Raw genomic sequence first — 11,044 nt, 5'->3', positions numbered from 1 at the left:
GCAGCGTCAGCATTCTGACAACTGCCCGGCCGGCGGAAGCGGCTCAGGTCTGGGCCGGCTCCACAACCGTCGATCCGGACCTGGAAGAGGCCTCGGCCCGGCGGTGCTCCACGCGCTTTGCCTGCCTGGCCAGGTCGGGCTCGTTCTGCCGCAGCCAGGCATACATGGGAGCTGCCACGAAGATCGTGGCTGCGGTTCCGATCAGGATGCCGACGAACAGCGCAAGGGAGAGGTCACGCAGTGTTCCGGCGCCCAGCAGGCCGGCGCCGATGAACAGGATGGCGCCAACGGGCAGGATCGCCACCATCATGGTGTTGATCGAGCGGACCAGGGTTTGGTTCACGGCCAGGTTGACTTCCTCAGCGAAGGTACGCCGGGTGGATGCATCCAGGTCTGCGGTGTTCTCACGGATTTTATCGAAGACCACCACCGTGTCATAGAGCGAGTAGCTCAGGACGGTCAGGAACCCGATGATGGCGGACGGAGTGACTTCGAAATCGCTGAGGGCATAAACACCGGCGGTAACGAACATCGTGACGGCCATGCCGGCGATAGCCGAGAGGGACATCTTCCAGGTGCGGAAGTACAGCGCCATCAGCACCGCAGCCAGGAGCACAAAGATCACCAGGCCGATCAGGGCCTGCTTGGTCACGTCAGCACCCCACGTGGGACCCACGAACGTTGATGTCACTTCGTTGTCCGTGACGCCATAGGCCGAAGTCAGGCCTTCCTTGATGCGGAGGGTCTCGTCATCGGTGAGTTTGTCGGTCTGGATCCGCATGGTGGTTCCGGCCACGTTTGCTACGCGGGGAACGCTGCCTTCCACCACGTCAGTGACGGCCTTTTCACCTAAGCCGGCGTCAGTGGTCTTCACGTTCGAAACCGTGAACTCAGATCCGCCGCGGAACTCGATACCCAGGTTGAAGCCGCCCTTGGCAAGCGGAATAAGGATGGACAGGGCAACGGCAGCCGCCGCAATGATGAACCAGATCTTTTTCGCGCCCACAAAGTTGTAGGAGCGCTTGCCCGTGTAGAGCTCGTTGCCGAAATTCGCGAAGCTTGGCATTACTTGTTCTCCTTCGCTGCAGACTTCGAGGAGCCTGCGAGCTGCTCCTGCTTCTGCGCCATGCGGCGTTCGGCAATGGTCATCCGGCGTTCCGCTTCGGCTGCGGCACCGGCATTCTTGGCGCGGACAACCTGGGCAGGCTTGTCTTCCGGGGTACGGATCCGGCCTGCGCCGCGGTAAAGCGGCACAGCGCCGAGGCGCTTGGGGTCAAGGCCCGAGAAGCGGTGTCCCTCGCCGAAGAACTTCGTGCGCGCCAGCAGCTGCAGCGTGGGGTGGGTGAACATAAACACCACAATGAGGTCGGCGATGGCGGTGAGGCCCAGCGTGAATGCGAACCCGCGGACGTTGCCCACAGCCACGAAGTACAGGACCAGGGCGGCAAGGAGGTTGACGGCCTTCGAGGCAAGGACGGTCCGCTTAGCCCGCTTCCAGCCGTTTTCGACGGCGGAGACCAGGCCGCGGCCTTCACGGAGTTCATCGCGGATGCGCTCGAAGTAGACGATGAAGGAGTCTGCAGTCTGGCCGATGGCGACGATGATGCCCGCGACGCCGGCCAGGGACAGCCGGTAGTTTTCGGTCCAGCCCAGGATGGCGATGGCAAGGTAGGTCAGGATGCCGGCAACCACCAGGGAGGCGATGGTCACGAATCCCAGGGCCCGGTACTGGAAGAGGGAGTACACCACCACCAGGAGCAGGCCGATTACACCGGCGAGGAGGCCCATGCGTAGCTGTTCGCCGCCGAGGGTTGCAGAGATCTGCTGCTCACTCTGGATTTCGAAGCTGATGGGCAGTGCGCCGAACCGAAGCTGGTCCGACAGGGCTTTGGCGCTCTGTTCCGTGAAGCCGCCGGTGATCTGGGGCCGGCCGTCGGTGATGACAGCGAGCGAACGGGGAGCTGAGATGACCTGGTCATCGAGCACAATGGCGAACTGGGCCTTGGGGTCGTTGCCCGAGTCGCCGCCGGCAGCCACGTAGAACTGGTTCAGGCGTTCGGTGACCTCTTTAAACTTCGCTGTGCCTTCGTCGTCGAACTGGATGTTGACGGCCCACTCGTTCGTGACGGCACCCTGGGCGCCCTGCTGGAGCTGGAAGGAGGACGTGACGATGTTGCTGCCCTTGACCTCTACCGGACCAAGGATGTACTTGATGGCGGGGTTTGTGCCGGAAGCAGGCTCACACGTCACCAACGGCTTGGCCGGATCGGAGCGTTCCTGCTCGTCCTGGGACGGGTTGTCGCAGTCGAGGGCTTCGAACTGCCGGTAAATCTCCGGAGTGATCCAGTTCGTGTCGCTGCTGTTGGCAGGTTCCGCCGTCGGCTTGGGGAGCTGGTCCTCGGGGGCCCGCGACTCCTCCGGGACGGGTGCACCGGCGCCGTTGAGAAGGACAGGGCGGAAGTTCATGTCGGCGGAGGCCTGGATCAGGTCGCGCGTCTGGGTCGACGGGGTGCCCGGAAGGCTGACCACCACGTTGCGCCCCGACTGGGTGCTGATTTCTGCTTCAGCGACGCCGGAACCGTCCACGCGCTGGCGGATGATCGCCACAGCCTGGTTGAGCTGTTCTTCATTGATGTCCGAACCGCCCTCCACCTTCGGCGCCAGGATCATCTGTGTGCCGCCTTCGAGGTCCAGCGCCAGCTTGGGCGCCCAGCTCGCCGGGCCGGCCATAGTGCCGCCTGCCAGGACAGCAGTCAGCACGGCGAGGATTACGCCGAGCCAGACCAGGACCCTGAGGCCTGGTTTCCTAGAACCAGTTCGTGCCATTGTTGATCTTTCTCTTATTCACGGAGGAACCGCCGGTGCCTGCCTGTTGCCGGCACCGGCGGCGTTCCGCAGCCGTAGAGGTGTCTTACAAAACCAGCGGGACTAGCTGTCCTTTTTGCCCTCATCGTTGAGGCGCTTGGGGGTCTCGTCCGGGGTTTCAGCGGTAACAGCGGAGCTGCCGGTCTCATGGGCGGTGAGGGATGAAGCGTCATCCGGCACGGCGGGGGCAACGGCGTCCGGCGCTGCTACCGGCTCCACGATCTTTGTAACGGCCTGGCGGTGTACGGTGGCGAGGTTGCCCGGGGAGAGTTCCAGGGTGACCTTGTTCTCTTCATCGTCGATGGCGACGATACGGCCGAACAGCCCGAAGCTGGTCATTACCTCAACCCCCGGCGCGAACTGCGACTGAAGCGCCGCCTGCTGCTGCTGGGTCTTCTTGTTCCGGCGGAACATCATGAAGATGAAGACGCCAAGCATGGCGAACAGCAGGATCGACATGATGTCAATGCCGCCGCCGGGCTGCGTAGTGGTGGTCTGGGCAGTGATATGTCCGAACACGGGGAAGTTCCATTCTGTACTTGCGTAGAGCTAATTGACAGCGCCGTCCGCTTTGAACGTGTGGTCTGGCGCGAAGCGCCATCCGTCCACGGGCTGCTGGTAGTGCTGCCTGCGGGAACAAAGACCCGAACGTGCCGAGCGTCATACCAGTCTAAAGGGAAAAACTGAAGGGAGCCTGTTATTCGCCTTGCGGGGCCCAGTCTTCGCCGGGGCCGGCGTCCTCACCCGCCGTTTCAAACAGGTCCAGTGGCTCCTGCCCGAAGACGCCTGCGGGGACGGCGAAGCCGAGGTGGGTCCAGGCCGGGGCCATGGCGATCCGGCCCCGGGGTGTGCGGCCCAGGAGCCCCTCCCGGACCAGGAACGGTTCTGCCACGGTTTCCACCGTTTCGGTTTCTTCTCCGACGGCGATCGCGAGGGTGGAGAGACCGACGGGGCCGCCGCCGAACTTGGTGATTAGCGCCTCCAGGACCGAGCGGTCCAGCCGGTCCAGGCCTTTCTTGTCCACTTCATACATATCCAGTGCTGCGGATGCCGCCCGCGCGTCAATCTGTTCGATGCCGTGAACCAGGGCCCAGTCGCGGACCCGCCGCAGGAGCCGGTTGGCAATGCGGGGCGTGCCGCGCGAACGTCCGGCGATTTCGCTGAACCCGGCAGAGTTCACCTTAAGGTCCAGCAGCCCGGCCGAGCGCCGCAGGACCAGCTCAAGTTCGGCAACGGAGTAGAACTCCAGGTGCCCGGTAAAGCCGAAGCGGTCCCGGAGCGGCCCGGGCAGCAGGCCTGCCCGGGTGGTCGCGCCCACCAGCGTGAACGGCGGAAGTTCGAGGGGAATGGCCGTGGCGCCGGCTCCCTTGCCCACCACGATGTCCACCCGGAAGTCCTCCATGGCCATGTAGAGCATTTCTTCTGCCGGCCTGGACATGCGGTGGATTTCGTCCAGGAACAGGACTTCGCCCTCGGACAGGGAGGAGAGAATGGCCGCGAGGTCTCCTGCGTGCTGAATGGCGGGGCCGCTGCTGATCCGCAGCGGGGCGTTCATCTCGGAGGCCACAATCATGGCCAGCGTGGTCTTCCCGAGGCCCGGAGGGCCGGAAAAGAGCACATGGTCCGCGCTTCTCCCCCGCATGCGGGAAGCCTGCAGCACCAGGGACAGCTGCTTGCGGACCCGGTGCTGGCCCACGAAGTCGTGGAGGTTTTTGGGCCGGAGCGCGGCCTCAATGGCCCGCTCCTCGGGTTCCTCCCCGGCGGCGACCACTGACGGTTCAGCCACGGCTGCCTACGCGGTTGCCGGCGCGTGCACCGTCCTGGCCCAGCCAGCGAAGGGTGGTCCGCAGGATCTCCGGCACGTTGCCGCGGAAGGACACCTCGGGGTCATCGGCCAGTGCCTTGTCGATACTTGCCGAAGCGTCTTTCTCGGACCAGCCGAGGCTGGTCATGGCCGCGACCACCTGCGGCTTCCAGGCAGCCTCGGCAGCGGTGGGGGCACCGGCCGAACCGGCCGTGCCGTGCGGAACCAGCTTCCCCGCGAGCTCCAAAACGATCCGGCCGGCCACTTTGGGGCCGATGCCCGGGACTTTCGTAAAAGTTTTGCTGTCGCCTGTGTGTGCCGCAACCCGGATTGCCTCCGGATCATGCACGGCGAGGACCGCCAGTGCCAGCCTCGGGCCCACCCCGCTGACACTGAGCAGGACATCAAAAACTTCGCGCTCGTCGTCGCACGCGAAGCCGAAGAGGGTGAGCGAATCCTCCCGGACGATCAGGGAGGTGAACAACTGGCCCTCCTCGCCCGTGCGGAGCCGGCTGAGGGTCTGGGGAGTGGCGTTAACGCTCATGCCCGCGCCGTTGAGGTCGATGACGGCCGTGGACAGCCCCACGTGCGCTACGGTTCCGCGAAGGAAACTGATCAAGGGGCTGGCTCCTGGTGTACCGCCGGGCTGCCCATGGGAGAGGCTGGACCGGCTATCCGAACATATCTACGAATACCCTAGCAAGCGGCCAGGACAATCAGCGTGCGCGCCGCACCTTCGCCTCGGCTTCTGCCCACGCCCTTTGTGCCGGCGTCAGCGAGGAACTGCCCGGCCCGGTGGTGGCAACGGCGGCACCGCTGCCAGCACGCCACGCGTGCGTGATGGCCAGTGCCAGCGCGTCCGCAGCGTCGGCCGGGCGGGGCGGTGCGTCCAGCCGAAGGATCTTGGTGACCAGCTTGGTCACGGCATCTTTGTTGGAGTTGCCGCTGCCGGTGACGGCAGCCTTGACTTCCGACGGCGTGTGCAGCGCCACCGGGATCCCGCGCCGCGCCGCCGCGGCAATTACTACCCCTGACGCCTGGGCGACGCCCATCACCGTGCTGACGTTGAGCTGGGAAAAGACCCGCTCAACGGCGAGGACTTGGGGTTCGTAGCGGTCCAGCCACTCGTCGATGGCCAGGGCGATCACCAGGAGCCGCTGATCAAGGGTCTCCTCGGGAGAGGTTCCCACCACACCAACGGCCACCATGGTGGCGCGCCTGTTCCGTTCCACGTCCACCACGCCGATGCCGCAGCGGGTCAGTCCGGGGTCAACGCCCAGTACACGCAGTGTCACGTGCACCCGGTTTCAGCGGGCATCCCGGTTTTGCGAGGCGGGACGGATTCAGGGGGCAAGGCCGGGCGTCACTCGGATTCCAGGGCAGCCTGGACTTCGTCGCTGAGGTCGGCGTTGCTGTAGACGTTCTGGACGTCGTCGAGGTCCTCCAGGGCGTCAACGAGCTTCATGAACTTCCTGGCGGCTTCAAGGTCCAGGGGCACTTCCATGGACGGAACGAATTCGGCCTCGTCCGTGTCGTACTCGATCCCTGCATCCTTGAGGGCATCCCGGACGGCCTGGAGGTCCTTCGGATCGGAGTGGATCTCGAACGAGTCGCCGTTGTCCTTGACTTCCTCGGCACCGGCGTCGAGGACAGCCATAAGGACGTCATCCTCGGTGAGGTCCTTCTTCGGCAGGGACACCACGCCCTTGCGGCTGAAGAGGTAGCTGACCGAGCCGGGGTCGGCGATGGTGCCGCCGTTGCGCGAAATGGCCAGGCGGACTTCCGAGGCGGCGCGGTTCTTGTTGTCCGTCAGGCACTCGATGAGCAGCGCTGAACCCTGCGGGCCGCGGCATTCGTACATGATCTCGGTGTAGTCGACCACTTCACCGGTGAGCCCGGCACCGCGCTTGATGGCGCGGTCAATGTTGTCAGCCGGAACAGAAGTCTTCTTGGCCTTGGTCACGGCCAGCTCAAGGCCCGGGTTGCCGGAAAGGTCCGGACCGCCCATGCGGGCAGCGACTTCGATGTTCTTGATCAGTTTGGCGAACGACTTTGCACGGCGGCTATCGAGGATGGCCTTCTTGTGCTTCGTCGTTGCCCATTTGGAGTGGCCTGACATGCTTCTACGCTTCTCCTCTGATCATGCGGATAAAAAGTTCGTGTACGCGTTTTTCCCCAGTCACTTCCGGGTGGAAGGAGGTGGCCAGCAGGTGGCCGGAACGCACTGCAACAATTCTAGCCGTCCCCGGCAGCGGGGCCGCGTGGGACGCGTGCTCCGGATCCGCGGGTTCCACCTGGGCCAGGATTTCCACCTCCGGGCCTACGCGTTCCACCCAGGGGCCACGGATGAAGACGGCGTGGACGGGAGGAACGCCGGCATCGGTGGCGCTGAAGTCCAGTCCCTTAAAGTCCAGGTCCGTTTCGAAGGATTCCCGCTGCCGGCCGAACGCGTTGCGCCGCACCGTGATGTCCAGGCCGCCAAATGTCTGCTGTGGTGCCCCGGAAAGGTCGGTGGCGGGGTCGGCGATGTCCGTGGCGAGCAGAATCATGCCGGCGCAGGAGCCATATACAGGCAAACCGCCGGCGATGCGGTCCTGGATGGGTCCGGCCAGGTCGAAGGCACGCGCGAGTTTGTCGATGGCGGTGGATTCGCCGCCGGGAATAACCAGGCCGTCCAGGCCGTCCAATTCCTTCGGGCGGCGGACGCCAACGCCCTCGGCTCCGGTTTCTTCAACAGCACGAAGGTGCTCGCGGAAGTCTCCTTGGAGTGCCAGCACGCCTATGCGCAGGCCGGCACCCAGGCGCGCGGCAGCCGCTGAAGGGGGATTTGTCATCCATCCAGCATACGGGCCGCGGCCTCTTTGACCTGCCTGGCATGCCCCGCCCCGACGCCGGTTCCATGCCGTTGCTGGGATATATTCGACTAATGCTCTATTTCAGTGTTCCGCTCGGCAAGCTGGTCCGCCGGGTGTCCCGGCTGCGGGGCGGCGGGTCTGCCTTCCCCGGGCTGGTGGTCGAAAAAATCGATCCGGGCTTTATGCGGCGGACGCTCACCACGCTCCCCCACGGCGTCGCCGTGGTCAGCGGCACCAACGGCAAAACCACCACCACCAAGATGGTGGTGGAGCTGCTCGAGAGCCAGGGGCTGAAAGTCTTCACCAACCGGACCGGCAGCAACTTCACCCGCGGTGTGGCCGCGGCGCTGCTGGGCGAGGTGGACTGGCGCGGCCGGCTCGACGCCGATGTCGCTGTCCTGGAACTCGACGAGGCCCACGCCGTGCACTTCGTCAACAGTGTGCCGCCCCGTTACTGCCTGCTCCTGAATGTCCTCCGCGACCAGCTGGACCGGTTCGGCGAGATCGACAAGACAGCGCAACTGCTCCAGCACATCGCAGCCAAGACCACCGGAACCGTGGTGCTGAACCGTGAGGACCCCCGCGTAGCGAGGATTGCGGAGACCCTTACCGGGCAGGAGGTCAAGTACTTCGGCCTGGATGATTCGCTGCTGGGCACCTTCCCGAACGATGACGACATGCGCGCCGCTCCCGGAAGTCCCGCCCCGGCGGACCTTCCGGACAAGCCGGCGGCCGACGTCGTACTCCGCAAAGTAGGTGCGGACACTGCCGAATTTGAGTACGACGGCGTCACGGTCACCACCGGGATGAAGCTGCGCGGCGTGTACAACATCTTCAATGCGGCCGCCGCGCTGACCCTCGCGCGGAGCATTTGCGGCGGCGGCGCAGCCACCGCCGACCACGGCACACTGCTGGCGGCACTCGCCCAGGTTGCGCCCGCCTTCGGACGCGGCGAAAGCCTCACCGTGGACGGCCAGCCCCTGGACCTGGTCCTGGTCAAGAATCCCAGCGGGTTCCGGCTCGGACTGAAGTCCTTTCCCGCCGGCGGCTACGCCACCATGATCGCCATCAACGACAACTACGCTGACGGCCGCGACATGTCCTGGCTCTGGGATGTTGAGTTCGACTCGCTGCGCGCAGGCGGAGTGGACCAGCTGACCGGCTCCCGCGCCTACGACATGGCACTGCGCCTGCAGTACGACGAGGTGCCGATCGGCGGCGTGGAGACCGAGATTGCGCCCGCCCTTGCTGCCTTCATCAGGGAAGCCCAGGGCAAGCCGAAGCGCATCTTCTGCACATACACCGCCATGCTGGCCATCCGGCGCGAGCTGTCCAAAATCACCACCGTGGAGGTTGTCTCGTGAGCCAGGCAGGCGCGGATACAGCGGAGAGCGCGGAGAGCAAGGGCACCCTCCGGGTGGTGCAGCTCTACCCGCGCGACATGAACATCTACGGCGACTGGGGGAACGCCCTGGTCCTCAAGCAGCGCATCCGGTGGCACGGCTACACACCGGAGCTGCTCGAATACAACGTGGGTGACCCCTTCCCGGAAGACGTGGACATTATCGTGGGCGGCGGCGGCCAGGACAGCGGGCAGCTGGTGATCCAGGACGATCTGCAGGCGCGCGCGGAGGTGTTGAAGGACCTGGCCGAGGACGGCGCCCCCATGCTGGTCATCTGCGGCCTTTACCAGCTCTTCGGACGTTTCTTCAAAACCCGGACCGGAGCGGTCATTCCGGGCATCGGCGTCCTCGACGTCGAAACCCATGGCACGGACGAGCGCCTGATCGGCAACGTCAAGGTGGCTACCCCCGAGTTCGGCGAAGTACTGGGTTACGAAAACCACAGCGGGCAGACCACCCTGGGCAACGGCGTCCGCCCCCTCGGCACCGTGGCCAAGGGCACCGGAAACAACAGCAGCGACGGCCATGAAGGAGCCCGCTACCGAAACATCGTAGCCAGCTACCTGCACGGGTCGCTGCTGCCGAAGAACCCGGCCATTGCCGACTTCCTGATCAAAACGGCAGCGGAGCGGAAGTTTGGGTCCTTTGATCCCGGCCAGCCGAACGACCGTTACGCGGAACTCGCCAGGGAACACGCGGCGCGCCGGCCCCGCTGAGAGTTCGAGGGTCCGGCTGCCGACGGCGGCACTCCCTTTTCGGGGCCGGTTACGGTTCGCGCGTGATGAGGAGCTCATGGGCGCCCGCCGCTGCAGCACCGCGTGCTTCCACCACAGTGCCGGTCCGTTTCCGGGTAGCCGCATCCGCTTCCGGGCCGGCACATGGACCCTGCGGCGCGTCGGCTGCTGCCGAGCACCAGCGGTAAGGGTCGCGGACCATCACGGACGGCACCCAGCCCAGATCCGTCGCGGACCATTGTCCGGATTGGTCCTGGCCGAACTGCACCCTTACCAGGAGCCCTTCGTTGTTGACCAGGTACCAGGGAGACAATTCCGTGACGCCGTTGCCGAGGCCGTACACGATCCAGGTGCCCTTGTAGTTTTCGATGGGCTGCACGGCGTGCGAGTGGTGCCCGTAGACCAGGTTGAACTGTCCGCTGTCCACCAGCGCATGCGCCGCTTCCTGCTGCTGGGTGTTCGGTTCACTGGAATACTCATCGCCGGCGTGCATCGCTGCCACCACGATGTCCGCTCCCAGGGCTCTCGCCTTTTCAGCCTTGGCGATCATCTTTGCCGGTTCCAGTATGTCCACCTGCCAGGGGTGGTCGGGGAGCAGGCCGTTGAGTCCGTAGGTGGCCTGGATGAGGGCTATCTTTGCGGCCGGCGTTTGCATGATGAGGATGCTGTGCGATTCTTGCTCGGTCCGGTAGGAGCCCGTGTGCTGCAGCCCGGCAGCATCCAGGGCGTCCAGGGTTCCCAGCAGCCCGTCCGTGCCGCGGTCGATGGTGTGGTTGCTGGCCGTGGTGCACCCCTGGTAACCCACTTCCTTGGCCGCGACGATGATCTGGGGCGGGACGTTGAACGACGGATACGCGGAGAACGGACCGTCAGGTAGCGCCACCGGCGTCTCCAGATGGCAGATGGCAAGGTCGCTGTTGTTGATGTACCGGTGTTGGCCCTGCAGGAGGGGCCTAAAATCCAAACCAGGCTTCCCGGCTGCTGCGGCGTCCTGCTCTGCCTGCTGCCACAGTTGGGCGTGGACGAGCATGTCCCCGGTAACAAGGAGGGTGGCACAGCGGACCGCAGGGCAGGGCGGGCCTTTGCCCGGGGTGGGGGCGGGTGCGGGTACGGGTGTTGGGGTTGAAGTGGCCGCAGGGGCCGGACCGGCGCCGGAACCCCCGCCCCGCGTAGCAGTCTCCGCAGGCCGCGGCCCCTGCCCGTCCTGTTCAGCGACCAGGCCGCAGCCGGCCAGCAGAGCAGCTGCGAGCAAGGTGCCGATGGTGGCGCCGGTTCGCGGCGCAGCGCTGCGCCAACTGATCCCCATAGCGGTCAGTTTAGATAAAGTCCCGGGCCGCCACGAGCATTTGGGGTCGTTGAGATGGCGTGGCCGGTGTGGAAGAT

11 protein-coding genes are annotated in these 11,044 nt (G+C 65.2%); 2 read left to right on the top strand and 9 right to left on the bottom strand.

Annotated elements, in window-relative coordinates:
- Nucleotides 1-43: 43 nt before the first annotated feature.
- From secF to pdxT, 8 genes are all read right to left on the bottom strand, one after another.
- Nucleotides 44-1,066, bottom strand: coding sequence for a protein translocase subunit SecF (gene secF / locus AC5RVN_RS04115; RefSeq protein WP_494137154.1), 1,023 nt, complete (start codon nucleotides 1,064-1,066; stop codon nucleotides 44-46).
- Nucleotides 1,066-2,826: a protein translocase subunit SecD gene (gene secD / locus AC5RVN_RS04110; protein ID WP_494137153.1), complete on the bottom strand. Its 1,761-nt coding sequence runs from the start codon at nucleotides 2,824-2,826 to the stop codon at nucleotides 1,066-1,068. The genes secF and secD overlap by 1 nt, the downstream gene beginning before the upstream one ends.
- 102 nt (nucleotides 2,827-2,928) lie before the next feature.
- Complete coding sequence (gene yajC / locus AC5RVN_RS04105; protein ID WP_494137421.1) at nucleotides 2,929-3,324, bottom strand: preprotein translocase subunit YajC; 396 nt, start codon at nucleotides 3,322-3,324, stop codon at nucleotides 2,929-2,931.
- 238 nt (nucleotides 3,325-3,562) lie between these two features.
- Nucleotides 3,563-4,651 (bottom strand): Holliday junction branch migration DNA helicase RuvB, encoded by a 1,089-nt coding sequence (gene ruvB, locus AC5RVN_RS04100; protein WP_494137152.1) that lies wholly within the window; start codon nucleotides 4,649-4,651, stop codon nucleotides 3,563-3,565.
- Nucleotides 4,644-5,288 carry a Holliday junction branch migration protein RuvA gene (gene ruvA / locus AC5RVN_RS04095; protein WP_494137151.1) on the bottom strand — a complete coding sequence of 215 codons (645 nt, stop codon included), beginning with the start codon at nucleotides 5,286-5,288 and terminating at the stop codon, nucleotides 4,644-4,646. Before ruvA ends, ruvB begins: the two co-directional genes overlap by 8 nt.
- Nucleotides 5,289-5,385: 97 nt before the next feature.
- Nucleotides 5,386-5,964, bottom strand: a complete 579-nt coding sequence (gene ruvC, locus AC5RVN_RS04090) for a crossover junction endodeoxyribonuclease RuvC (RefSeq protein WP_104044563.1) — start codon at nucleotides 5,962-5,964, stop codon at nucleotides 5,386-5,388.
- A gap of 68 nt (nucleotides 5,965-6,032) precedes the next feature.
- Nucleotides 6,033-6,788, bottom strand: coding sequence for a YebC/PmpR family DNA-binding transcriptional regulator (locus AC5RVN_RS04085; protein ID WP_494137150.1), 756 nt, complete (start codon nucleotides 6,786-6,788; stop codon nucleotides 6,033-6,035).
- Between the two features lie 4 nt (nucleotides 6,789-6,792).
- Nucleotides 6,793-7,503: a pyridoxal 5'-phosphate synthase glutaminase subunit PdxT gene (gene pdxT / locus AC5RVN_RS04080; protein WP_494137149.1), complete on the bottom strand. Its 711-nt coding sequence runs from the start codon at nucleotides 7,501-7,503 to the stop codon at nucleotides 6,793-6,795.
- A gap of 92 nt (nucleotides 7,504-7,595) precedes the next feature.
- Between pdxT and AC5RVN_RS04075 the strand changes: the two genes are divergently transcribed.
- Together AC5RVN_RS04075 and AC5RVN_RS04070 are read left to right on the top strand one after the other, a co-directional pair.
- A complete protein-coding gene (locus AC5RVN_RS04075; protein ID WP_494039812.1) occupies nucleotides 7,596-8,888 on the top strand; it encodes a MurT ligase domain-containing protein in 1,293 nt (430 codons plus the stop codon).
- On the top strand, nucleotides 8,885-9,643 hold the full coding sequence (locus AC5RVN_RS04070; RefSeq protein WP_494039813.1) for a type 1 glutamine amidotransferase: 759 nt from the start codon (nucleotides 8,885-8,887) through the stop codon (nucleotides 9,641-9,643). Before AC5RVN_RS04075 ends, AC5RVN_RS04070 begins: the two co-directional genes overlap by 4 nt.
- A gap of 49 nt (nucleotides 9,644-9,692) precedes the next feature.
- On the opposite strand, the gene AC5RVN_RS04065 is transcribed toward AC5RVN_RS04070, so the two are convergent.
- A complete protein-coding gene (locus AC5RVN_RS04065) occupies nucleotides 9,693-10,967 on the bottom strand; it encodes a CapA family protein (RefSeq protein ID WP_494137148.1) in 1,275 nt (424 codons plus the stop codon).
- Nucleotides 10,968-11,044 lie beyond the last annotated feature (77 nt).

This window comes from Arthrobacter sp. sptzw32 (assembly GCF_059089735.1).
Note: the sequence above shows the minus strand (reverse complement) of the source record. Positions and strands in the feature narration are given on the sequence as shown.

Coding starts and splice junctions, on each gene's coding strand:
- AC5RVN_RS04065 (WP_494137148.1), bottom strand. CDS start 10,967: ATGGGGATCAGTTGGCGCAGCGCTGCGCCGCGAACCGGCGCCACCATC.
- AC5RVN_RS04085 (WP_494137150.1), bottom strand. CDS start 6,788: ATGTCAGGCCACTCCAAATGGGCAACGACGAAGCACAAGAAGGCCATC.
- secF (WP_494137154.1), bottom strand. CDS start 1,066: ATGCCAAGCTTCGCGAATTTCGGCAACGAGCTCTACACGGGCAAGCGC.
- yajC (WP_494137421.1), bottom strand. CDS start 3,324: ATGTCGATCCTGCTGTTCGCCATGCTTGGCGTCTTCATCTTCATGATG.
- AC5RVN_RS04075 (WP_494039812.1), top strand. CDS start 7,596: ATGCTCTATTTCAGTGTTCCGCTCGGCAAGCTGGTCCGCCGGGTGTCC.
- pdxT (WP_494137149.1), bottom strand. CDS start 7,503: ATGACAAATCCCCCTTCAGCGGCTGCCGCGCGCCTGGGTGCCGGCCTG.
- secD (WP_494137153.1), bottom strand. CDS start 2,826: ATGGCACGAACTGGTTCTAGGAAACCAGGCCTCAGGGTCCTGGTCTGG.